The organism is Paenibacillus sp. RU5M (assembly GCF_900221055.1).
In the GTDB taxonomy this organism is placed as follows: Bacteria; Bacillota; Bacilli; order Paenibacillales; family Paenibacillaceae; genus Paenibacillus; species Paenibacillus marchantiae.
Genome location: NZ_OBQM01000017.1, coordinates 40,068 through 63,727 on the forward strand (window position 1 = coordinate 40,068; position 23,660 = coordinate 63,727).

Sequence of the window (23,660 nt, forward strand, 5' to 3'; positions counted from 1 at the left end):
ATGACACTTTTCTGTCAATTAAAAATCAATAATGCCTCATACATCAAAATTCAAGTGATGTATGAGGCATTTTGTATAGACTTTATTATTCAAGTTCTCGATCATTTGTGGGAAGGGACCAGTGAATTCTCACCCGCATACCGCCGAGTGGACTTTGATCCAATTGGATACCTGAATGAACAGGATCATGAATACGCAGACGTTCAGTGATGTTCCACAGGGCACAACCTATGGTATCTACAGGAGGTTCGGCAAGTCTAACCATAAGGGAGTTGATCTCGTCAAGTGTCATCCCTTTTCCATCATCTTCAACAGTAAGAAGGATACCTCGTTCGGTCCGTTCTACCTTAACCTGTATATAACCTGAATCACGCTTCATTTCAATTCCGTGGATAATACTGTTTTCCACCAGAGGCTGGACAAGCAGCTTTGGAATTGGAATAGAACTGAGATCATCGGGCAGGTCAATATGATAGGAGAGTCGTTCCATACGCAGACATTGAATTTCAAGATAATTCCGGACGATACCCAGTTCTTTTTCCAAACGGGTCATCGGTTCATTCAGGCGGGTCGTATATCTGAAATACTCCGCAAGATTCTGGGTCATGGCCGTAACGGCTTCCTCGTTGCCAAGTCGCGTCATGTTATTGATGAAAAACAGGCAATTATAAAGGAAATGCGGATTGATTTGAGCCTGCAACTGCTTGAGCACAGCTTCTCGTGCTATGATTTTTTCTTTATATACTTTCTCGATCAAGTCTTCGATCTGTTCGGCCATGTCATTGAACTGTCCATACAAATAATCAAATTCATTGCCGCTCTGCCTCTTAATCCGATAAGAGAATTCAGCATGCTTCAGCAGTCGAACTCCCTTCAGAAGAACCAGTATAGGAATCTGAACTTTCCGAAAGAGAACAATGATAATTGTCAACCCTGCCATAAATAGCATTACACAGGCGGAGTAGAACCAGATTTGGCTGGTTTTAATGGGTTGCAACACCTTATCCAGAGGCATAAAGTCAATAAGATACCATTCAAGTTGTTGCGAATACACATAGTTGACGATATAGTCAGAACCGTTAACGGAGACTGTCTCGGTACCGGAAGCAGGCTTAAGATTAGTGACGACTTGGTCTAAAATAAGGGAGGTCAAGGGATTCGCGTTTTTGCGAGTAATGGATCCCTGATTCGGATGATAGAATACGGCCTCATTCTCTCCCTGATGTGAGTTTTCTACAAGTTCCTCCAGATTGCCCCGAGGGAACTCCATTCGCATAATTAGCTCGGAATTCGTCTTGTATTTATAAAATGCCCCTGAAACAGGATCGATTTTCCACCCTGACTGTGGTGAATCATTCTCAGGAGACCGCATCTGATTTTCCGAAGATACAATCCATTGATTGAGGAGGATGGAGTAGATGGATATTTTGTTACTCCATCCTTCGGAAAGACTTTGAAGTTTCACTCTGGCCTCAACATTCTGAATGAGCTGAACCTGTTCAAATGCACTCATGACGTCGATCGATTGAAGGAGAGCAATTGTATTATCCGTTTCCAGTGTAATGGCAAGCATATTTAACCGATCTATGTTCTGGTCGAGTGTATTTACTACAAATTGAACCCGATTAAGGTTGTTGGCCTCAATATCTTTTTTGACTGCATCCAAGCTGGACTGGACAGAGAAGGTGTACATGATTAATACTGCTGCAAGCATAATCAAAGTAATTGCCACCATGTTCAGGAATGTTCTGTACTTCTGCTTCACACCGTTATTCCCCCTGCCAATGATGTAAATATATCTCATTGTAGGGCGGCTAAAGGAGAAACACAAGTGAAACAAAGAGTAATAGAAGTGTAAGTTAAGATTGAATTATGGAATGTTGAAATAGCGTTATTTCGATCCCATACTTGTCACGATATGATTAAGATGAAATAGATGAAGGAGAATTTTGAATATGAGCTGGAGGAAAAAATCCCTGCTTCTGTCCGTCCTTTGTTTGGCTCTATTGACGGCATGTGATGAAACAACTCCCCAACAGGAACCTGTTAAACATGAGGTTGTCCTAACCACCGTGAAGATGGATGAACCAACCACCGTATACAAAAACAGCGAAACGGCGTCCGATAACGTACATATACGTTGGGCCAAGAAGACATTGGGGGTGGATATTCGCACACAATGGAGTGCTCCGGTGGAGGATTACGATATGAAGCTTAGATTAATGTTGTCTTCCGATGACCCACTTCCTGATGTATTTTCATCTAAAGTCATGGATACGACGAATCAGTTCCTGACTTCAGGAAAGGTATTGGATGCGGGAGAAGCCTTTGATCAATACGCCTCTCCCACCTGGAAAGCGGCTATGGCTGAAGTTCCTGAAGCCTGGCAACCGTTCACTGAAAATGGAAAAAGAATGGCAATCCCCATTATTACTGAACAAGCTTCACAAGCTGTACTATGGATCCGTAAAGATTGGCTGGATAAACTGGGACTTGAAGCCCCGCGTAATCTGGATGAACTCGAACAAATCATGAAAGCCTTTACTTATGATGATCCGGATGGGAATGGGTTAAAAGATACCTACGGCATTGATTTTGCCATCAAGGATCAGTATCTGGCTTCCCCAACAGGAGATATCTCATGGGTATTCGGGGCTTATGGAGCCCTTCCTGAAATATGGGGTGAAGATGGAAAGGGACAGTTGATGTACGGCAGCATTCAACCGGAGATCAAAAAAGCACTGTTGAGACTGAGATCATGGCAAAGCAAAGGATATATGGGAAACAACGTTGCATTACAAGATTTCAGTCAAGTTAACGAAAACGTAATTGCCGGCAAGGTCGGAATTGTTGCAGGACCACGATGGTTTGCTGACTATCCGGTGAAGCAGCTCATAGCTAGAGATTCTCAAGCAGAATTTATTCCTAATCCGATACCAACGGGTCCTGATGGAACAGCAGGGAGACTGGCGGGCAATTCTTACAGTGCTGCTCTCCTTATTAGCAAAGACATTTCTGAAGAAGCGTTACAGGCATTTTTTAAATACCAGAACTATTTATATGAAGCAACTGTAACCGATGATCCGTTCTTTCTTAGCGCCTATCAAAACGGGTATGACTATGTTCTGAAACAGGATGGATCTATTAACAGTGAGAGCAGTACAATTCCAGGAGGAAAAGTAAATACCTCCAAATATACATTGTTTAGCCAATATGCAAGCTACCCCTCACGATTTAAAGACGCCATTTTAAAACTAGGCAAGGGTGAACAACTGAATGCTTATGATCGAGCCGTCTTTTTCAGCATGGGGGTAGACCCGAACAACCCGGATGAGTTGCCGGTTACACAGGCAGACGTTGTTGAGGCGACTCAGGAAAAAATAGACCAACGAAACCTGTTTCAAGGACCGGCGACGAAAATAATGCGATCAAGGAACACCTATCTGCAAAAGATGGAGTTGGATACCTTTAATTCTATTATTTATGGCGAGCAGCCTATAGAGGCTTTTGATGATTTTGTTAAGAAATGGCTCAAATCTGGCGGAAAACAAATGACGGACGAAGTGAACGAGTGGTACAGGTCAATCCAATCTCAATAATGCAGAACAAAGTTGTGAGAACGTATTCAACGATAATGGAGGGTAAAATCATGAAAATCACAAATTTAAAAACAAATCATGTATCCAATCCGTTAGGATTCGCAATAGAATATCCAAGCTTGTCTTATGTTGTTACGGAGACTACGGCAACTAAACAGATTGCTGCACAAATAGAAATAGCGCTGGATGAAGCCTTCATTAACATCGTTTTTGTCAGTGGTAAAAAAGAGGACATTGATTCACTCGCATATATACCGTCTCTGACGTTAGCTCCAAGGACCCGATATTACTGGAGAGTACGGGTATGGAACGAACGTGGTGAAGATGCCATCAGTGAGACAGCTTGGTTTGAAACCGCAAAGCAGGAAGAGGCGTGGACAGCTCAGTGGATCACCCCTGAACTGGACAGTTCAGTCCATCCTGTCTTGAAAAGAAGCTTCGAAATTGCGGGTTCAGTGGTACAAGCCCGTGCCTACGTATGTGGTCTGGGTGTTTACGAGATGACGCTTAATGGCGCGAAGGTTGGAGATGAATATTTGGCTCCCCATTATAATGCCTATCACAAATGGTTGCAGTATCAGACCTACGATATTACAGATATGCTGCAGCTAGGTACAAACACGGTTGATGTAGGCCTCGGAAACGGTTGGTACAAAGGTCGCTTTGGCTTTGAAGGGGATACAACAGGGGAACTGTATGGAGACCATTTTGCACTACTCTCCGAAATCATTATTACCTATACAGATGGTACCGAAGTCGTATTTAAAACAGATACGTCCTGGCGCGCTACCCGCTCCCAGGTGTTGGATAGTAACATCTATGATGGAGAAATTTATGATGCTACTCTGGATGTTTCTGAGGAATATCCAGTCAAAGAAACGAATCTAGGCTACGAGCGTCTGATGGCTAGAAAGAGTCTCCCCGTTGTGATCAAGGAAACATTAAAACCGATCGAGGTCCTCACCACCCCAGCTGGGGAGACCGTCATTGATATGGGACAAAACATGGTCGGCTGGCTACAATTTCGCACTCAGGCACCGCGTGGATCAGTCATTCATTTACAATATGGCGAAGTACTTCAGGATGGTCATTTCTATCGGGAGAATCTTAGATCGGCCAAGGCGGAATATACGTATACATCAGATGGCAATGAAGCCATCATTCGACCCTACTTTACCTTCTACGGCTTCAGATATATCAAAGTAGAGGGTTGGATTGGTAAGTTGGACTTGGACGATTTTACAGGATGTGTTGTTTACTCGGATATGGACCGCATCGGATATTTGGAGACAAGCCATTCAGGGATCAACCGTTTATATGAGAATGCACTGTGGGGTCAAAAAGGTAATTTCCTGGATACACCTACGGATTGTCCGCAACGGGATGAACGAATGGGCTGGACAGGTGACGCACAGGTCTTCTCAGGTACGGCTAATTTCAACATGGATACCTACGCTTTTTTCAATAAATATGGCCATGATCTATGGATGGAGCAGGAGGATCGGGACGGTATGGTCCCTATGGTTATTCCGGTTGGGAGAGTGCAGGGCGGTGGGTCTAGTGCCTGGGGCGATGCAGCCACCATTATTCCATGGAACAGTTACGTTCACTCTGGAGACAAGGGGATTCTTGAGCAACAGTTCGACAGCATGAAGGCATGGGTGGACTTCATCAAGCGTAACGATGACGAATCAGGCGGCAAACGACTGTGGACAGTAGGTTTCCATTTTGGTGACTGGCTTGCGCTGGACGGGGATAATCCCGATTCTCCAATGGGTGGAACGGATACTCATTTTGTGGCTTCAGCGTATTACGCATATTCAGCAGATATTGTAGCGAAGGCAGCCAAAGTTCTGGGGCATGAAGACATCGCGGAGACCTATGTGCAACTGGCACTAGAGGTTAGAGCAGCGATAAAGGATGAATTCTTTACTAGCAATGGACGTCTCGCTGTAGATACGCAGACGGCATATGCGGTAGCCTTGTTTATGAATCTGGTGCCTGAACAATACACTCCGCGGATCGAGGAAGACATCCGCATGCGTCTGCGCAAGGACCAGAACCATCTGCGAACAGGCTTTGTGGGAACACCCTATCTGAACCGGGTTCTGTCCGAGCATGGAAGCAACGACATTGCATACACACTGCTGCTTAATGATGATTATCCAAGCTGGCTGTATGCGGTCAATATGGGGGCGACAACGATCTGGGAGCGCTGGAACTCTATTCTTCCGGACGGTAAAATCAGCGAAGATGGCATGAACTCCCTTAATCATTATGCTTATGGAGCAGTTGTGGAATGGATGTATCGGAATATGGCAGGAATCAACCCTGTCGAGGACAAGCCGGGATTCCGTCACGCATTATTGGCACCTCTGCCTGATTTTAGAATCCAATGGGTAAAAGCTCATGTAGATACAGCAGCGGGGCGGTACAAGAGTGAATGGCGATTCGACGAGCAAGGTCATCTGTTCTTCAGCTTCTCCATACCGTTCAATGCAACAGCTACGATAAAACTACCACATGCTCAAATGGAGAATGTGACCCTGAACGGTGTTATCCTTACCGATTCCGGATTACCTGTCACACAGGAAGAAGAGAATACCGTAATTGAAGTGAGTAGTGGTACGTATGAAGTAAGCTATGCTCCATCCAAAGCATACAAGAAAATTCTTAGCACACACACTCCACTCAATGACTTGCTTCGTAATGAGGGAGGCCGCGAAGCTTTAAGCGGATTTTCACCAGTTTTTGCTACGTTGAATCCAGAAACCATTGGGCCAATGGGAGAAGCGAGTATACGTGAATTGGCCAGTTATCCATCCTTCAGCGCACCTGAAGAACAGTTGGATGAACTTGATCGCAAGTTGGCGATGGTTCAGCTTGACCAGTGAGTGTAAATCGATCGGATGCATCATATTATGATTCAATAATTTCAGTGTGAAAAAATGAAATGCACATAGGGGTAGCCTTATGTGCATTTTCGAATTGAATTGAACCAGTACTTATGCCAAAGGTGGATTGTTAATGAACATTCGGATCAAAAGCTTACTCTCATTCGGATTCGTTATTTTTCTTTTTGTACTTACTGTCTCTTATCAGAATTACAATATGAAAATGCAAAGCTCCAAATTACAAGAGTTGAATCAGGTGACGCTCCAATCTGCACTGACTGCTCAAGAGCTCTTACAGACGTTGACGGATTATCAAATTCAGATCATGCTCCCGGCAACGGGTTATGCCACCAATTCTTCTATTGAACCCACGGTGAACATGCTACTTGAGAATTTCAATGTTCTGTTAAGTAAATACGCAACTTTGAATCCTCACTCATCGGATCAAATTGCACAGATCAAGACAGCTTATGACGCATTCATCAATAAAGGAGATACCACTAGTGGAGAAAAGCTGAGTAGACTCATGCTTGATCTTAAGCAGCGTCACGTTAGCCAAATCAATAACAATTTAGAAGCATTGATCTCTGAAAATGAGACCAGGTACAATCAATCGTTTTATTTTCAGATCGGCGTGGTTCTTGCGGTTATTATGCTATCACTGCTTTTTGCCAGATCACTCACTCGTCCCATCCAGCAATTGGTTACAGGTGCAACAACGATATCACGGGGAGATCTAAGCCAACCTGTTAAATTGAAGTCAAGAGATGAGATGGGCAAACTGGCCTCCATATTTGAAACGATGCGATCAGGCCTTTCCCAATTCATTCACTCTGCACAAAATACTGCAGATATGGTCACCCATTCCAGTCAAAGTTTATCGGATCATATGGGTAAATCAACGATTTCAATAGAGAAAATGAAGGAATCCGCCAGAAGAGTGTCCGAGGGAACTCAGCATCAGTTACAATCCGCGGAAGAAACAGCGATCGCTATGGAAGAAGTAACCAAAGGTATTACGGTGATTACAGACTCCAATATGCAGGCTGCGGATCAAGCCATAATAACGGAACGGGAAGCCCGTCAAGGAAAAGTATTTTTGGAAGAAGTCGATTTACACATTCGATCTCTCAGTCAGACCATGGTGGACGTCACCTCATCCGTACAGACTCTGGAAAAACATTCAGTAACCATTCATCAAATGGTTGGACTTATACAAAGCGTAGCCAAACAAACCAACCTCCTGGCCCTGAACGCCAGCATAGAGGCTGCCCGATCTGGTGAACAAGGACGAGGATTCGCTGTGGTTGCAGATGAAATACGAACACTTGCTGATCAGACTCAACACTCATTGAATCATATATCCGAGGTAGTAGGCAATATCCAAAAGGACACAGCTATTACGGTAGTTGCTGTTGAAGAGGGAAGGAAAGGAGTGTATCAAACCGAAAGGAAACTGGAGAAAACTCGCAATATTTTTGAAGCAATCACAATGGCGACAAAAGCAATGACGGATCAAATGCAGGAAGTATCTTCGGCATCGGAGCAGATATCGGCAGGCTGTGAGCAAGTGAATGCATCTGTTATAGAGCTTGCGGATATTGCCAAAATGGCACATACGGAGAGTCGGAGAATGGTAAGTATTGTTGAGGAACAGATACAGATTGTACAACAGGTTACAGACTCGACAACTTCAATGTATGAAGTGACTTTGGATTTAAACAGGCGTATTTCAGAGTATAAAGTGTAGTCAGCTTACAAAAATTGAAAGTCACATTCTGTGATGATAGAATAAATATTGTATTGATATTCTAACTATCATATTTTCGGGAGGCGTTGTAATGTTTACCAATGAGAACAAAGGTCATTCCAAGTCGAAAGTTGATTTTCTGGATAAATCGTTTATCCAAAATCCCTTTCCAGTCTATGAGAAGTTACGCACGGAAGATCCAGTGCATCGTTTTCCTTTGCCCAGTGGTCACTTTGCATGGATGATTTCTGGTTATGAAGATGCGGTTGAGATTCTGCAGGATAAACGCTTTGTGACGAACTCTCCATTCATGGAAAATGCTGAGGGCTCAGCTCCGCCACATCAAGAGATTATTTCTCGTAATTTGCTTAGTGTGAATCCGGAAGATCACCGCAGGCTGCGGAGATTGATACAGAAAGCTTTTACTCCTCGTATGATTGAGCGCCTCCGCGGTAGAATTATAGAAATAAGCGATGATTTGCTTGACAAGGTGCTGGCGAGTGGAAAAAGGGAAATGGATCTGATCGAAAATTATGCTTTTCCCCTTCCGATCATGGTTATATGTGAAATGTTGGGGGTTCCTCAACAGGATCAGGACAAGTTCCAGGAGTGGTCCAATACCATCATGGAGGGATTCAACAATCCAGACATGAAAGAAAAGAGCGATGAGGTCATGAAGGCATTTGTAGACTATCTGCATGTGTTGATCACAGAAAGACGCCAACATCTTCAGGAAGACCTGATCAGCGACCTCATCAGCGTTGAGGAGGAGGGAGATGTTCTTTCGGAGCAAGAACTATATGCTCTTGTCTTCGTTCTAATCATTGCAGGCCATGAAACAACAGTGAATCTGATCGGGAACGGTATGCTTGCGTTGCTGGATAACCCGGAACAGAAGCAATTGCTGCTGAATGATCCTGAATTGATTCATCCAGCCCTGGAGGAGATCCTTCGGTATAACGGACCGGCTGAAGTGAGTAACATACGCTGGGCCACTGAAGATGCAGAGTATGGGGGAAAACATATTCGAAAAGGGGATATGCTCTTTGTTTCGTTTTCGTCTGCAAATCGTGATCCTGCGCAATTCCCCGAGCCCGATACATTTGATATTACACGCAAGGTGAATAATCATATTGCCTTTGGAAAGGGCATTCATTTTTGTCTTGGAGCACCCTTAGCTAGACTTGAAGGGGAGATTGCAATTAATGCGCTACTGCGCAAAATGCCGGATATTCGTCTGAACACAACTGAGGAATCATTGGAATGGCGCCCAGGCATGATTATTCGCGGATTAAAAGATTTTCCGGTTTCATTCTGATGAATTTTAAATAGGAAATTCGTATAAGTGGGGAGAACAATCATGAGCTTGAATACAACTAAGAAAAATATTTTTTTAACAGGTGCATCCGGCAATATGGGCCATGAAGGGTTTAAGGAACTGTTGAAGCGCAGGGACAAATTTAATATTATTGTTCTGGTTTTACCTACGGCTAAAGACAAAGAGAAGATGTTACCCTATGAAAGTGAGCCGGGTGTACAGATCATTTGGGGCGATTTGACCAATTATGATGATGTACTGAAGTGTGTTAGCGGAGCAGATTATGTACTTCATGTCGGTGGAATGGTATCACCTATGGCTGACTATCGCCCCAAAATGACCACACAGGTTAACGTCGGAGCCATAGAGAACATTTTGCGAGCGATCAAGTCACAGCCTGATCCCGATCGGATTAAACTCGTCTATATCGGCACAGTCGCCCAGACGGGCGATCGGAACCCCCCTCACCATTGGGGGAGAACAGGTGATCCAATCAAAATAAGTGTCTACGACAATTATGCAGTCAGTAAAACGATTGCCGAGCGCAAAGTCATTGAATCGGGTTTGAAGTACTGGGTGTCTTTAAGACAGACGGGCATATTATACAGTGGCATCTTAGACGGGATGGACCCGATTATGTTCCACGAGCCCATCAATGGTGTATTTGAATGGGTAACTGCCAAGGATTCAGGTCGTCTACTTGCCAATGCATGTGAAGAAAATGTGCCCGAATCATTCTGGCGCAGAATATACAATATAGGTGGAGGAGAAGCCTACAGAACGGATAACTATGAGTTTATGCAAAAAACTTTTGGTGTGCTTGGTATCAAGGATTTCCGCAAAATTGTAGATTTAAACTGGTTTGCCACTCGCAACTTCCATGGGCAATGGTACGAGGATTCCGACATTCTGGAAGAATATCTGCACTTCAGAAGCAGTTCCATAGAAGAATTTTTGGATGACCTGAAAAAGAGTGCACCTCTCAAGTTGAAAGCAGCGAAGTTTGTACCAGCCTGGATGATGAAGAATATGATTATGAGACCGGTTGCCAAGCAGAAGTTCGGTACACTTTACTGGATGGAACACAATATTTCTGAGCGGATTACATCATTCTTTGGTTCCAAAAAGGCATGGGAAAACATCCCTACTTGGGAGGAGTTCACACCCTCCAAACCTTCACTCACTCCTATTAGGCTCAATCATGGCTACAATGAGACCAAACCTGCATCGGAACTTGATTTGGACGATATGATAGGTGCTGCTGCTTTCAGAGGGGGGAGCTGTACATCTACCCGGATGACCAAAGGAGATCTATCGACACGTTTGGGCTGGAGTTGTGCTTTTGATCATGAGTTTGAAGCAAGCCCTACACTGGTTCTCCTGGGCGGACACTGGTGCCCGCATTGTATGCCAGATCCGTGGAATTATGATGAAGAAGCAAAGCGTAACCCTTTCTTTGCCCAGGTATGGTATCCATATCACAGCAAGGATGAGGCAAATTTTTACGATGAACGGATCTATGACGGGATTGAGTTTAGTAAATGAAATGAATAAAGAGATTATGAATTAATTAGTACCCGGAATCAGGTCGGGTCATATATACAATCCAGAGACGCAAGCAATGCTTGCGTCTCTTTGTTTTTTGCAAATTTTAGATGTGTGTATTTGGATTACGTTATTTCATCTTAACAACGCGTTATATCCGTATTCCTGTATGAATCTTACAATAAAGATATGAAAGCGATTTCAGTACGTATCCATCAAGAGTATATCGGAGGGGAAAAGTTATGGGAGTTGCAGTAAATGACCAACACGTCACCGTTGGCACAGACACACCTCACCAACCTGAACGTGAAATCCCGACTAAAAGGCTAATCGGAGATTCCATGGGGCAGTTTGGACTCAACATTTCAAGCGGATTGCTGGGACTAATAACGTATTATTACACGGATGTTGTAGGAGTATCGGCAGCTATTGTCGGAACCGTACTATTGGTTACCAAACTACTTGATGCAGTTGCTGATGTGGGCATGGGCGTGCTCGTAGACCGGACTAAATCCAAGTATGGGCAAGCACGTCCTTGGTTACTCTGGATGAGCATTCCGATGTTTGTATCGTTGTTATTGTTATTTTCAGTTCCGGATATCAGCGTCACAGGTAAAATTGTATATGCCATTATAACCAATCTGGTATTTTACATTATGGTCTATACACCTACATTCATACCATACTCAAGTTTGATGGCCCTGACTACACGCAACACCTATGAAAGATCTTTAATGGGTATTATCAGATCAAGTAGCGGTTATTTAGCAGGAATGGTTGTGGCGATTGCTTTTCTTCCTATTGTCAACGCTATGGGTGGTGGCAGAAGGGAATGGACTATATTAGCCGGGATCTTTGCATTCGTGGCTGCAGCAGGAATACTCATCGCCTTTTTCTCCAACAGAGAGAAATATAACAATGTACAATTGGATGAACTTGGCGCTTTTCAGGAGAAAATTCCACTAGGACAAGGGTTGAAAATGTTAATTTCCAATAAATACTGGCTTCTGATGTTCACTGTTGGGACCTTTTCTAATATTTTGTTCGCTTTAGGTGTTGCTGCAGGAACCTATTACGCCAAGTACATCTGGGGAGATGTGAATCTGATTGCCATTATGGGAGGCATAGGTCTAATTCCGGTCGTCATCGGTTTTAGCTTATCCGGACCCTTTATTAAAAAGTTTGGCAAACGCAACACAGCTCTTGGTGGGGTCATCATTGGTTTGATTGGAGCAACGGCCAGATTGATTGCACCCGAGAGTATTATGCTAGGACTTGTGTGTTCGATATTCCAAACCCTTGGTACAATTCCTCTCATGGCAGTTGGAGGAGCACTCATCACGGATACGATTGAATATGGAGAATGGAAATTCCATAAAAGAATGGTTGGATTAACGAATAGTGTTAATGCCTTTGGTAACAAGGTGGGTACTGCTTTAGGAGCAGCCATGATTGGATGGTTGCTTGCCTTAGGCGGTTACGTGGAACAGGCGAGCGAGCAGGGGAATGCAGCTAAACAAGCTATTATTGCATTGAACATCTATGTACCTATTGTGGTAATGGTCGTAATTGCAATCTGTCTGTTCTTCTACAAACTGGATAAAGAATTCCCTAAAGTCCTCAAAGATCTTGAAGAAAGAAGATATTCCAAAATATGAATTGAAAACGCTTTAATATAATTAAAATGAAATTTTAGGTTTATATAGGAGGATATATGAAGGCAACAACTTTTGATCTCACCAATACGAACGTTAGTCTAACTGCTTATTTACTGGATTCTTCACCAGAAATGCCTAACATGGGTAATCGACCTGCTGTTCTTATTTTACCCGGTGGGGCATACAGAGCATGTTCAGAGCGTGAGGCAGAACCGATAGGGATGGCTTTTCTAGCGGAGGGATACCAGGCTTTTACGTTACAATATTCGATTAATGAGAACGCTGTATTTCCGAAACCTTTGAATGATGCAGAAGAAGCACTGGAATTGATTTGGGAGAATAGTTCGAAGTGGGGGATTGATCCAGACAAAATAGCTGTATGCGGCAGCGTTAGGAACGATGGGGAAAATTAGGCACAATGCCATGATCCTTGGTTATCCATGCATTGTGGAATCGATGAGCCGTATTTTCCCTGCTTCTATACCAGGCGTGGATAAGGCTGTAAATACGTTAACACCGCCAACGTTCTTATTTCACACGTACGAGGATCAGCTGGTTCCAGTCCATAACGCTTTAACATTTGCAGAAGCCCTTAACCATGCAAAGGTCCCGTTCGAGATGCATATCTTTACCAAGGGCGTACATGGATTATCGCTGGCAAGACCACATACTTCAAGTGGGCTAAGAAGTATGGTCGAACCGGCTGTTGCGCAGTGGTTTCATCTTTGCGTGACCTGGCTCAGCAGCATATTTGGTGAGTTCGCTTCGGATCGTGAGAGCGTGCTGGATGATTCTATCGATGAGTACAGTCTGGAAGTACAACTGGGCGTCCTATGGCAAAATGAAACGTGCAAAAAGTTAATTCTAGCGGCAATCCCTATTCTTGGAGATTCTCCGCAACAAGACGCAATGGGAGTCCCTCTAAGTATCATTCTGGAGTTTGGAAACGAGCTCTTATCCGAGGAAGAGACGATTCAATTGGATCATGATTTACGACTTATTCCTGTTTCACACACCATTAATAGAACCAGTAGTCACATACGAGTTTGCATGTTTTGACAACAAATGATATTATACTAATCAAAATGATAGTAACACTATCATTTAATATTTTACACACATTATGTATCGGAGGAGTAAGAATAATGGCCTACAATGAAGATATTAGAATCGGGGAATTACTGAACAATGAAGAAGCGGTAGTGATTCTCACCAAACATCTACCGGAATTTATTAATGCTCCTACGTTTAAAATGGCATCCAATTTCACATTAAATCAGTTGGTTGCGATTCCTCAAGTCGATATTCCTGAAGCTACACTGGTAGCATTAAAGAATGATTTGGCTGACATTACATTTGTGTCAGAAGATACTCCGAAAAACAAACCAGCGGTTTCTGCAAACAAGAAATCTGACTCTCTGGCAGGGAAAGTCATTACAATTACAGGAGCAGGAAGTGGAATAGGTAGAGCAAGTGCCGTTCTGATGGCAGCCAGAGGAGCTAAGCTGGTTCTGGTCGATTATAATACTACAACTGGACATGAGACACTGGCGCTAGTAAAGGAGCAAGATGGCGAAGCCATTTTTGTACAAGCCGATGTTTCAAAAGAAGATGATGTTCAGAATTATATCCAACAAGCCATTAATACTTACGGAAAAATTGATGTAGCATTCAATAACGCTGGAATCATCCAACAATTCCAAAGTTTTCATAGCATGGCCCTGGAAGACTTTAATCGAATCATCGATGTCAATCTGAAGGGGATATTCCTCGGAATGAAGCACGCACTTCGGGTGATGGACGAACAAGGATACGGTCATGTCATTAATACTGCATCTACAACAGCCATTCGCGCTGAACACAGCCTGGCTGCTTATACAGCCAGCAAACACGGCGTTGCCGGTTTAACAAAGGCAGCTGCACTCGAATACGTCAGAAAAGGAATCCGTGTTAACGCGATATGTCCTGGTGGTGTAGCTACAACATTGACAGCGGCTGTTCCTCAAATGCTACAAGATAGTGAATATATGCCAGAAGAGTTCCCTAATATGAGAATTGGACGGTTTGCTGAACCAGAAGAACTCGCTGAAGTAGTTGCATTCCTGGCTTCTGATGGATCAAGCTATATGACGGGTTCCATTATCGTGGCTGATGGTGGCCTTACCCTTTAAGAGTACTCATACATCAATGCCCCGGGTTACCCACTATTTAGTGGGAACCCGGGGCTCTTGTTTTATATTTGGAGAACGAAATAGTTAAGATCTACACCTGAGATAGCTCTTCTTTATATAATGATAGTTGAAACTCAGCTCCGATTATTTCGACGTCGAAGAGCGTACAACACCCCAATACAAACAGGCATCGTTCCTATATAAATCTTGACCAATGTTGAGATCAAAGGTCTCAATTCCAAGTTGTTGTTGCCTACAGTAATTACTAAAGTGAGAAGAATAATACCTATTACAAGCCAAGCAGTAAGGATGAATCTCCTCAGTTTTGTATAATTGCTTCGTTTTTCGACAAAGATGTCCTCCTTACGTTCAGCGATCAGTAATAGACGATAAATATACTTTATCTTAAATAAGTATAGACCTCGTAGTAGTCACCTGTACTGGCAGTAAAAGACCAATCGTATCTAAACTGATTAATAAACGGGGAGTTAAATTTATAAATTGTGGTGCTTACTGTTCCCCCAACGGAACTAGCAGCAAGAACGCCTAATGCTCCTAAACCCATTGCAGCTATTACTCCAGCAGCTCCCAATCCAGCTAAAGGAACAGCTATTACCGCGGCGGCTACTGCTGTAGTGGTTCCTTTTGCCCATGATATACGATTTGAGCCTGAGCCAAAATAGACCCAAGAATCACTGTTAATCGATTGAGCTAACTGATTTTTCGAGTAGTTATGTGATATTTTCTCATTATTTATCATTCCTATAGGTTCATCATTTAAATAGATAGTTGAAGATGCGTCATCATAGATCACTACATTTATTTCACTAGTGATATTATCGCTAATTGTTATAGTTCTCTTACTGTCCTCATTGTAAGCATAGTCATATGAATAATCTATACCATCTATATTTACAATTTCCGATATTTCTTATCCATATAAATCATTACTAATAGCAGTCTGTATATCTTCTTGCGAGGTAGCATGTGCTACTTGAGAAGAAAAAGGAGTTAAACATACCGTAGAAACAAGTGTTAATGCTACAAATTTTTTCATGAAATCCACTAAAATCCCTCCTTGATTTACTTTTCTAGTTAAATTTTATTATCTAACCTAATTGAAACATAAAAAATCTTCTCATTTACCGATCCGTCAGTGGCGGCTCATGGTCAATCCAGTTCCATTCATTGTTCGAAACGAACAGACTTAAGGCCTGTTCAAATGAAATACCTGGATCGTGAAAACCAAGCATTACTTTGGCAAGATCCATACATTTCTCGTAACTAGGAGCAGACAACAAATCATTGGCCTGCTGTACAAAATGTTCAGGTTTGTTGGGAGTAGCTTGTACTGCATCCATTAACCCCTTATGACAAGGAAATAGTTGTCGATTGATTGCCAGAATGGCGCGTCCTGAGAATAAAACGAGATTACTGACGGAGTGGGAGAGCAGATAAGAGTTGTCCTTTTTGGCAGCTTCTCCTGCAAAATAAAACGCATACAAATAAATTTGAGAGTAAAAATCGATTAGATTTTGTTCACGATTCTGTTCAGGGTATGTTGAAATTGTTTGGAGAAGATCGTCCAAATCCGGAATCCGCGAATACACAGCCTTGGAACCGAGAAAAGAATACCGTGTAGGCTCACTTCCTTGTACCGCAGCAAGTTCCAGAAAGCGTTGACTGATTATTTTACCATCAATGTATCCATCGGGATAATCACACACATCATGGTTGGTATAAGCTAACTGATGCAGCTGCTGTCGTTCTTTAAACGACTCTTCTGTAACCACGATGTAGACGTCTACATCGGAGCTTTCCCGGGCTTTACCTTGAGCTATAGAGCCAGCAGTAACAACGGCAAGAATGGTGGGGTCCGGTTTTAATAATTGTACTAACTTGTCTAAAGCACTCTGGTGGTGCTCATACATTGATTTCACTCCTGTTCATAGGTTTACTTCTCCTAACATAGCAGGGTGACGAAGATATCTGATATAGTTAATTACGCCAAATTTTCAAGGCACCGAAATAATTCTTCCTCTTTGGCTATCATTCCAAGCATTTTCTGATACATTTTTTCTCGTTGGGTTATGGAATTGCCGGAGAAAAAACACTTCATTACCTGCTGCATCATGGCCTCCCATCGTTTTGCCAGTTCCGTGAATTGCCCCGATAGTACATGGAGTTTCTGTTCACCCGAGATTTCATACATATATAACAAAAAAGAAGAATATCTCATTCTGGCTAACGGGAATTTCATAAACTGATGCATAAAAGGAATCATGTAGGCTTCCGGTTCTGCTGTTACAATGCCTTCCTCCAAATATGCCAACGCAAAAGTGCACAAGTCCTGTAAAACATCCTGCGGGGTTATTCCGTGATCAGGGTTAAACAAGCTAATAGATAATAGTGTTCTCCAGTCCGGATTGAAACTGAAAGACGGGTCTGAACTAAAACATGCGTAGTACGGAGATGCAGCCAAAAAAACATCCAGTGCAAACGCCGTGCTAGTTATTCCATAATAGGAATCCACGAGATCAATTTCGCGCCCCGGTCGATCTAATCCAACCGCCAGACTAGAGTGGCGAGCATGAGATTTAAGGTATGTTTCTGACCATGGACAATAAAATACGTCAATCCCCACTAACACAGGCATTCCAGAACAAAGCTCCTTTTCCAGTCGATCCAAATAAACTTCTTCATCTTGGTTGCTGTTCAATGTTGTACCTGTAAAGTCCCTCTCTGTGAAAGAAACCTGTAATCCATGAACTTGCTCCAAAAGTTCCAAATTGAGTTTGGGGTAGGAGACTCGATTCATAAGCAGTTCTTGTGGATTTTCCTGATAAACAAATCTCCACGCATCCGCGTACATGGCCCTTGTCTCTTTACCTGCCCAAACAGCGACAGTTGTAATATGGTCATCAATACAGGAAGTAACAAGAACTGAACTGGAAAAACTTTTTAGTGGTTGAACATTGATCATGACGTTACCCCCCGAAGAAACAGATTCGAATTCCTCTGATGCTCTCGATATTCTCCTGGTGTCGTACCGCATCGTTCGCCAAAAAGTCGGTAAAAGTATTTCATATCCTCAATACCAATCGTGTGCGCAATCGTCTGTATACTCCATGCTGAATATTTAAGAAGGTTACAGCTGTATAAAATACGAATATCCTGCAGCATCTGAATATAACTTACTCCAGTAGATTTTTTGAACAGCCGCTGAAAGTTTCGTGTACTCATGGAAACGAACTGACTTATTTGTTCCAGAGGTAATGCATTCTTAAAATGCGTACCCATAAATTGAATGGCTTTATGTATTGCATACTCATTCATCTCTGTTTGATTGTAGTCCTCAAGTTGCTCGCTAAAGTAAAGAATATAAAATAATTTATTTAGCAGAGTACACTGTGAGGATATCAACTGGGGAGACCCGTTCAATTGATTACAGTTCATCTCATCGAATACATCACGAAATTCATGATGTCGCTCATGGAACAGGGACCAGGCCGAAACGTGATCTCTGCAAAATGGTTTGTCCAGATAAGGCTTATAAAGGCAATTCATGATATACAGCGGGGACTGATCTGTCAGATCCAGGGGTTGAAACACATGTGAAACCCCCGGGGGGATGACAAAAAGATCTCCCTTGGATACTCGAATGCACTTATCGTCAATATGATGAATTCCTTCACCCTCATATACATAAGCAATCTCAACAAAATCATGTTCATGGCGTACAGTAAAAGGCACTTCTTTGGTTAGTTCCATATGAATGGGGTTATAAGAATCAAAAAAATAGTTACCTTCGAACACGATTGATTTCTGCATGTTGATTCATCTCCGTTTCGTCATTCAAGTCAAAGTTGGGAAGATAACTGCATGTGGAGAGTATATCTATATTTTTTGGCGTATTCAACCATATATTGACTTATTTTGGTTTGGTATAATTGGTTTCTACACCATTTTGTAACATTTAAGAGAGGGGGTAAGATCATCTTCAGAACTTCTGAACATATGATTGGAGGCACACCCAAAGACCGTTCAAGGAATATGGCTATCTTTTGTGTCAAAGGAGCTTTTGCTGTTTTTTTCGCAATTTTAAGTCCTGTTTATTATGTTAACAAATGGGATTTTAAAAGAAACAAAAAACGTAATCCTTTTTACACCAGCAAACTAGTTCGTCTACAGGAACGTTATCCACTGTTATATGAACTTGCGATGTTTGTACAGAACTTCCCGATTCCTCGAAATGTTTATAAAATACTGCCATCTCTAACAGGAGATGTGCTTCAGGTAGGCTGTGGCACAGGTCTGTTAAACAAATTTTTAAAAAAACAAACGGATATCCGCTGGATTAATATGGACCCGAATTTGAACTCCTTGAAGCTTGGTCAGCGTCTGGGGCGTTACGATGCATACGTTCAGGCGTACATTGACAAACCGACACCACTACCCGATCAGTGCTGTAACACCATTTTGTTTGCAAGAAGCTTTCATCATATCCGAAATCATAAAAAGGCGTTCAAGGAGTGCAGCCGACTGCTCCGTGATGAAGGTTCCATCATTATTGCTGATCCGGTAGTTCTCGAGTCAATGCACAGCCAGTCAGAAGAAAAAGGCTACATGGCGAACTCATCAATTGATGGGGTTATCTGGAGATTTACAAAACGATCTTTTATTGCTCATATTCAAAAATGTTTGCCCGAAGAACTCACAATTGAATCTGTAACGGACACAAGACAGATTCATATCACGAATTACAATTTGTTTGTTCCCCAAACGGATATCGTTGTTGTGCTAAGAAAAAGGGAGGCTACGAAGCATGAACATTAAAATTATAGAGATCATTGCTGAAATTAAGGAAGATCCAAGCTTGCTCCATACACTTAAAGGATCATCTGATTTAAGTCAGGATGCCGGAATGGACTCACTGCAGATCATTAATTTTATATTGCGCATTGAAGAGGAGTTTGACATCGAAGTTGACTTTGATCAGTTTGATCTTGAACATTTGCAATCGATAGACCGTTTCTCACAGTTTATTGGGCAGATGGCAAGTGCATGACTCCAACTATTTATTGTGGTTCTTTCGAGGCAGAGCGATATTGGCGAGAGCCGAACCTGGTAGTTCTTCCATCCTTGTCTGATCGCCAGGCTATGGCAGTTACAGAAGCGATGGATGAACTTTTGTTTGTATTCTGCAATGCCGGAGATATCTTACTCACACGTAACGTTATGGACTCAGCCCAGCTCGACTATGTCAGATCCATTGGATTTGATATTAGTACGAACCGGCAGCCATGGATTGCTAATGTTGAGCTGACACCAGAGCATCAGAAGTTTAATGTCTTTGAACTGTTTAATATGTGCCCTTCGAAAGAGCAGTTATTACAATCATTTCCTGAAGGATCGAAAATGGAAGCATTCGCTATGTTACCAGGTGTTGAGGAAGTCATCCAACGACACAAGCTGGCTTCCAGGGTCCCTGTGCAGCGTATTGTTCAAAAGATAAATGCCAAGTCCTATTCGCTCGCTATGCGTGACAAGTTAAATATCAGGAACGTTGGTGTAATCGTTGAGGGAATCTCTCATTTAATTGAAGAGGGATCACGGATGCTGCGTGCAGGATCGATCTTGTTGAAAGATGAATTTGGCGTGTCGGGAAAAGGTAATCTGTCTGTTGATTCTGACAAGTCATTGCTCCGGATTGCAAAATATCTGGAGACTCAGGTTGCCGACGGTAAAACGGTCCGCTTCATTCTCGAACCCTTGCTTCATCGTAAAACTGATTTTTCATGCCAATTTCGCATAAGTGAAGACGGCAACGTGACGATGGTATCAATTCAACAGCTTCAAAATAATGGATATGCGTTCGGAACTTCGTTCACGATAGGCGCAGCCAATCTGGATCGTCTCCATCACATTGGATATATGAATCAGATGCAGCAGATTGGTTCCTCGCTTTTTGAGGAGGGATACTTTGGAGATGTTTGTGTGGATTCGATGTTTCTGCAGGACGGTACCGTTGAACCGCTCGTTGAGATCAATGCTCGCAAATCAATGAGCTTGATTAAACATGGGGTGGATTGCTCCATGGTGAGAGACAAGCTTCACAGCTGCCTGACACAATTCAACTTGGTTGTGCCCTGGGAGTTCAATTACGAAGCTGTTCTGGACAATCTTCGTAAAAAAGAGCTTTTATATGATCAGGGAAGGTGGACTGGCGTTGTCCCCCTTTCCTCAGGTACTCTTTTATCTCCAAAGCATGAAAGTACGCCCTCCAGAGGCACAAAAGGACGGTTATACGTGGCGGTGATTTACGAAAATGAGGCGCATATGGACAAGTTGATTACAGGACTGAAAATGGCTCTCTCAGAAGCAGGTTTGGTCATCATTGCTTAAACGCTGCTTCAAGTGTGAATTAGATTTCGATTAATCCTTGGGGAGATGGAGTATATGACCGGAAAGGTAATGATACTGTGTTCAGGCTTCGGACTTGGTTTCTATATTCCAGGTTTGTTAATCGCACGCAAACTGCAAGCTATGGGAATAGATACGTGCGTAGAAGTATTCGAAAGCTTAATGAACAAGGACAAGCAATTGCAAACCGACAAGAGCAGACATGCCTATCGAGATAATTTTGCGGTTGCTTTGGCTTCTCAGAAAATTCCGGGAGATATCAGGGGAAGTCTGGACCTGGAGTTGGCAGAAAGCATGATCCAGCGTTGGCTTCAGGAAGGAATCTCGCGATTCATAGTTTTGTCAGGTCACTGGGTTCACATATTAGACATATTGCGCAAGCGTAGTAACCGGGTGATTGAAGCTGATTTGTTATATGTGGATTCCAGCCTGTCACCCTCGTGGAAGCAATTGCGGAAGCTGAATCCTCATTATGCGGATCCATATCGTGAGATCGGATTATACAGTGATTTGCAGTTGGATATTCAATACCGAATAGATGTGGACGGCAAGGAACCTGTTCCGTATGCAGAACGCTCGAAGAGACTCGTCATTCATGGCGGAGGCTGGGGGATTGGCACATTCAGAGAAAAGGTCGGAGAGCTGGAAAATGCAAATATCGAATACGGGATCGATATTGTGGCTTATTCTTCTGAAGAGATTAACGAGCCTCGTTCCTCAGAGATACGCTATGCCATGAATGATCCTGAGTGGCGTGCCTGGCATCGAAATACGAGCGGTGTGCATACGTTCCCGCCATTCGGCATTTTTTCTTACGGCAACGAACCGAATTACCAGGCCCCTGTTGATCACCATGGATTATATTCGCTCATCAAGGGCGCAGCTGCCGTTGTGTCCAAGCCAGGCGCGGGAGCACTGATGGATTCGCTGGCTTCCGCAACACCACTTGTGATGCTGGAGCCTTTTGGTGAACACGAAAAGAGAAATGCGAGCATTTGGAAAACGCATGGTTTGGGTATCGATTACAGCGAATGGGAACAACGGGGCTATTCCATGGATGTGTTGAAGCAACTTTCGGATAACCTGATGGCGAAACGGGCCCGAATTCAAGATTATACGACCGAGTACGCCGATCGTTTGGTGCAATCCGGAAGGGGAAGATAATATGCAGAACAATTTGGCTTTAGAGGTACCCAAGCTCGATCTGTCACTGCCTAAATGGGTTTTTCTTCAACTACTCGAAAGTTGCAATCTTCGCTGCCGGATGTGTTATGAGTGGGGAGAGAATGGACCCTACAGAGAATACAAAGTATTGAATCAACTCAGTATTGATGTCATCCGGGACATTATCAAAACCTGTCAACCTGTGCAACCATATTATGAGTTATATGGAGGTGAACCTTTATTACATCCCCAGATTGGAGAGGTCCTTCAGGCCATTCATGAAGCAGGAAGCAAGGTCCATTTTCCAACGAACGGCACACTGCTCGAGAAACATGCTGAAATGCTGATTCAATATCCGCCCGAGCGAATATGGGTTTCTCTGGATGGTCCCGAGGAAATTAATGACGAACAACGAGGTAAAGGGGTGTTTAAAAAGGCCATTCGAGGCATCAACAAGCTTCTTGCTTTACGGGAAAAAGCGGGAAGTTCATATCCACAAATTGGAATCAGTACGGTCGTCACCCCGACGAATTACAAACATCTGGAACGATTTTTCTTTGAAGCCGTTGATATATCAAAACTGGATTGTGTGAGCCTTGAGCTGCAGGCTTATATTACTGAACAGAATCATGAACAATATAGCGGGATTCTGCGCAAGGAATTCGGAGTAGAAGAGGCTCCTTTATCCAAAGGTTTTGTCTGTGATCCTGCTATCTTTGCTGATATTGATGCTGCGCTGATTGCGAAGCAAATCCAGAAAATCACAAATTATTGTAATACAAACAACAAATATATCAATACGTATCCCAAAGTGATGTCAGAAGACAATATACGAAAATATTTTTCAGCTGACTGGTTCTCTATGACGAATATCAAAAAACGCTGCCCTTTCCCTTGGATTAGCACGGAGATTAACGCCAGAGGAGATGTAACCTCCTGCCATGCCTTCTATGATCTCACACTGGGAAACGTGAATGAAGAAAGTATCGCTGACATCTGGAAGGGTGAAAAGTACAAGCAATACCGCCGTTACCTGCGCAAGCATCTGTTGCCGATCTGCCAGGGGTGTTGCCTTTTTTACAATGAAAAACCCCAAATGGCCTGACTTCCTCATACGTTAACTTACCAACCAAGCCTA

20 protein-coding genes are annotated in these 23,660 nt (G+C 43.0%); 14 read left to right on the forward strand and 6 right to left on the reverse strand.

Features of this window, described 5'->3' with window-relative positions; all coding sequences use genetic code 11:
• Nucleotides 1-85 precede the first annotated feature (85 nt).
• A complete protein-coding gene (locus tag CRO25_RS29975; RefSeq protein WP_179132306.1) occupies nucleotides 86-1,765 on the reverse strand; it encodes a sensor histidine kinase in 1,680 nt (559 codons plus the stop codon).
• 190 nt (nucleotides 1,766-1,955) lie between these two features.
• Between CRO25_RS29975 and CRO25_RS29980 the strand changes: the two genes are divergently transcribed.
• The 9 genes from CRO25_RS29980 to CRO25_RS30015 all read left to right on the forward strand — a co-directional run bounded on the left by CRO25_RS29980 (nucleotide 1,956) and on the right by CRO25_RS30015 (nucleotide 14,935).
• On the forward strand, nucleotides 1,956-3,599 hold the full coding sequence (locus tag CRO25_RS29980) for an extracellular solute-binding protein (RefSeq protein ID WP_079697497.1): 1,644 nt from the start codon (nucleotides 1,956-1,958) through the stop codon (nucleotides 3,597-3,599).
• A gap of 50 nt (nucleotides 3,600-3,649) precedes the next feature.
• Nucleotides 3,650-6,493 (forward strand): alpha-L-rhamnosidase, encoded by a 2,844-nt coding sequence (locus CRO25_RS29985; RefSeq protein WP_079697496.1) that lies wholly within the window; start codon nucleotides 3,650-3,652, stop codon nucleotides 6,491-6,493.
• A gap of 133 nt (nucleotides 6,494-6,626) precedes the next feature.
• Nucleotides 6,627-8,243: a methyl-accepting chemotaxis protein gene (locus tag CRO25_RS29990; RefSeq protein ID WP_079697495.1), complete on the forward strand. Its 1,617-nt coding sequence runs from the start codon at nucleotides 6,627-6,629 to the stop codon at nucleotides 8,241-8,243.
• Between the two features lie 91 nt (nucleotides 8,244-8,334).
• On the forward strand, nucleotides 8,335-9,561 hold the full coding sequence (locus tag CRO25_RS29995) for a cytochrome P450 (protein ID WP_079697494.1): 1,227 nt from the start codon (nucleotides 8,335-8,337) through the stop codon (nucleotides 9,559-9,561).
• 42 nt (nucleotides 9,562-9,603) lie between these two features.
• Nucleotides 9,604-11,106 carry an NAD(P)-dependent oxidoreductase gene (locus tag CRO25_RS30000; protein ID WP_079697493.1) on the forward strand — a complete coding sequence of 501 codons (1,503 nt, stop codon included), beginning with the start codon at nucleotides 9,604-9,606 and terminating at the stop codon, nucleotides 11,104-11,106.
• Between the two features lie 242 nt (nucleotides 11,107-11,348).
• Nucleotides 11,349-12,764, forward strand: a complete 1,416-nt coding sequence (locus CRO25_RS30005; protein ID WP_079697492.1) for an MFS transporter — start codon at nucleotides 11,349-11,351, stop codon at nucleotides 12,762-12,764.
• A gap of 56 nt (nucleotides 12,765-12,820) precedes the next feature.
• Nucleotides 12,821-13,177 carry an alpha/beta hydrolase gene (locus CRO25_RS34065; protein ID WP_256863792.1) on the forward strand — a complete coding sequence of 119 codons (357 nt, stop codon included), beginning with the start codon at nucleotides 12,821-12,823 and terminating at the stop codon, nucleotides 13,175-13,177.
• Entirely contained in the window at nucleotides 13,164-13,823 is a 660-nt protein-coding gene (locus CRO25_RS30010; protein WP_256863791.1) for an alpha/beta hydrolase, read from the forward strand. The genes CRO25_RS34065 and CRO25_RS30010 overlap by 14 nt, the downstream gene beginning before the upstream one ends.
• Nucleotides 13,824-14,182: 359 nt before the next feature.
• Nucleotides 14,183-14,935 carry an SDR family NAD(P)-dependent oxidoreductase gene (locus CRO25_RS30015; RefSeq protein ID WP_256863794.1) on the forward strand — a complete coding sequence of 251 codons (753 nt, stop codon included), beginning with the start codon at nucleotides 14,183-14,185 and terminating at the stop codon, nucleotides 14,933-14,935.
• A gap of 400 nt (nucleotides 14,936-15,335) precedes the next feature.
• On the opposite strand, the gene CRO25_RS30020 is transcribed toward CRO25_RS30015, so the two are convergent.
• From CRO25_RS30020 to CRO25_RS30035, 5 genes are all read right to left on the reverse strand, one after another.
• Entirely contained in the window at nucleotides 15,336-15,749 is a 414-nt protein-coding gene (locus tag CRO25_RS30020) for a hypothetical protein (protein ID WP_143806615.1), read from the reverse strand.
• Between the two features lie 117 nt (nucleotides 15,750-15,866).
• The gene (locus CRO25_RS34070) at nucleotides 15,867-16,001 is read right to left on the reverse strand and encodes a hypothetical protein (RefSeq protein WP_256863790.1); all 135 of its coding nucleotides are present in this window, start codon (nucleotides 15,999-16,001) and stop codon (nucleotides 15,867-15,869) included.
• A gap of 76 nt (nucleotides 16,002-16,077) precedes the next feature.
• Nucleotides 16,078-16,866: a nucleotidyltransferase domain-containing protein gene (locus tag CRO25_RS30025; protein ID WP_079697490.1), complete on the reverse strand. Its 789-nt coding sequence runs from the start codon at nucleotides 16,864-16,866 to the stop codon at nucleotides 16,078-16,080.
• 71 nt (nucleotides 16,867-16,937) lie between these two features.
• The gene (locus tag CRO25_RS30030) at nucleotides 16,938-17,918 is read right to left on the reverse strand and encodes a hypothetical protein (RefSeq protein ID WP_079697489.1); all 981 of its coding nucleotides are present in this window, start codon (nucleotides 17,916-17,918) and stop codon (nucleotides 16,938-16,940) included.
• Nucleotides 17,915-18,766, reverse strand: a complete 852-nt coding sequence (locus CRO25_RS30035) for an AraC family transcriptional regulator (RefSeq protein WP_079697488.1) — start codon at nucleotides 18,764-18,766, stop codon at nucleotides 17,915-17,917. The genes CRO25_RS30030 and CRO25_RS30035 overlap by 4 nt, the downstream gene beginning before the upstream one ends.
• A 186-nt stretch (nucleotides 18,767-18,952) precedes the next feature.
• On the opposite strand from CRO25_RS30035, the gene CRO25_RS30040 reads away from it, so the two are divergent.
• From CRO25_RS30040 to CRO25_RS30060, 5 genes are read left to right on the forward strand one after another with little or no spacing between them, the layout of a single operon-like run.
• Complete coding sequence (locus CRO25_RS30040) at nucleotides 18,953-19,771, forward strand: class I SAM-dependent methyltransferase (protein WP_079697487.1); 819 nt, start codon at nucleotides 18,953-18,955, stop codon at nucleotides 19,769-19,771.
• The gene (locus CRO25_RS30045) at nucleotides 19,761-20,003 is read left to right on the forward strand and encodes an acyl carrier protein (RefSeq protein ID WP_079697486.1); all 243 of its coding nucleotides are present in this window, start codon (nucleotides 19,761-19,763) and stop codon (nucleotides 20,001-20,003) included. Before CRO25_RS30040 ends, CRO25_RS30045 begins: the two co-directional genes overlap by 11 nt.
• Complete coding sequence (locus CRO25_RS30050; RefSeq protein ID WP_079697485.1) at nucleotides 20,000-21,340, forward strand: hypothetical protein; 1,341 nt, start codon at nucleotides 20,000-20,002, stop codon at nucleotides 21,338-21,340. The genes CRO25_RS30045 and CRO25_RS30050 overlap by 4 nt, the downstream gene beginning before the upstream one ends.
• Before the next feature lie 54 nt (nucleotides 21,341-21,394).
• Nucleotides 21,395-22,522: a hypothetical protein gene (locus CRO25_RS30055; RefSeq protein WP_079697484.1), complete on the forward strand. Its 1,128-nt coding sequence runs from the start codon at nucleotides 21,395-21,397 to the stop codon at nucleotides 22,520-22,522.
• Between the two features lies 1 nt (nucleotide 22,523).
• Nucleotides 22,524-23,627: a radical SAM protein gene (locus CRO25_RS30060; RefSeq protein ID WP_079697483.1), complete on the forward strand. Its 1,104-nt coding sequence runs from the start codon at nucleotides 22,524-22,526 to the stop codon at nucleotides 23,625-23,627.
• The last annotated feature ends 33 nt before the right edge of the window (nucleotides 23,628-23,660 follow it).

Bases quoted from the DNA above. Each gene is read 5' to 3' on its own strand.
- CRO25_RS30055 (WP_079697484.1), top strand. From the start codon at position 21,395: ATGACCGGAAAGGTAATGATACTGTGTTCAGGCTTCGGACTTGGTTTC.
- CRO25_RS29990 (WP_079697495.1), top strand. From the start codon at position 6,627: ATGAACATTCGGATCAAAAGCTTACTCTCATTCGGATTCGTTATTTTT.
- CRO25_RS30050 (WP_079697485.1), top strand. From the start codon at position 20,000: ATGACTCCAACTATTTATTGTGGTTCTTTCGAGGCAGAGCGATATTGG.
- CRO25_RS29985 (WP_079697496.1), top strand. From the start codon at position 3,650: ATGAAAATCACAAATTTAAAAACAAATCATGTATCCAATCCGTTAGGA.
- CRO25_RS30030 (WP_079697489.1), bottom strand. From the start codon at position 17,918: ATGATCAATGTTCAACCACTAAAAAGTTTTTCCAGTTCAGTTCTTGTT.
- CRO25_RS29995 (WP_079697494.1), top strand. From the start codon at position 8,335: ATGTTTACCAATGAGAACAAAGGTCATTCCAAGTCGAAAGTTGATTTT.
- CRO25_RS30000 (WP_079697493.1), top strand. From the start codon at position 9,604: ATGAGCTTGAATACAACTAAGAAAAATATTTTTTTAACAGGTGCATCC.
- CRO25_RS30060 (WP_079697483.1), top strand. From the start codon at position 22,524: ATGCAGAACAATTTGGCTTTAGAGGTACCCAAGCTCGATCTGTCACTG.
- CRO25_RS34065 (WP_256863792.1), top strand. From the start codon at position 12,821: ATGAAGGCAACAACTTTTGATCTCACCAATACGAACGTTAGTCTAACT.
- CRO25_RS30005 (WP_079697492.1), top strand. From the start codon at position 11,349: ATGGGAGTTGCAGTAAATGACCAACACGTCACCGTTGGCACAGACACA.
- CRO25_RS30025 (WP_079697490.1), bottom strand. From the start codon at position 16,866: ATGTATGAGCACCACCAGAGTGCTTTAGACAAGTTAGTACAATTATTA.
- CRO25_RS30010 (WP_256863791.1), top strand. From the start codon at position 13,164: ATGGGGAAAATTAGGCACAATGCCATGATCCTTGGTTATCCATGCATT.
- CRO25_RS29980 (WP_079697497.1), top strand. From the start codon at position 1,956: ATGAGCTGGAGGAAAAAATCCCTGCTTCTGTCCGTCCTTTGTTTGGCT.
- CRO25_RS30035 (WP_079697488.1), bottom strand. From the start codon at position 18,766: ATGCAGAAATCAATCGTGTTCGAAGGTAACTATTTTTTTGATTCTTAT.
- CRO25_RS30045 (WP_079697486.1), top strand. From the start codon at position 19,761: ATGAACATTAAAATTATAGAGATCATTGCTGAAATTAAGGAAGATCCA.
- CRO25_RS30040 (WP_079697487.1), top strand. From the start codon at position 18,953: ATGATTGGAGGCACACCCAAAGACCGTTCAAGGAATATGGCTATCTTT.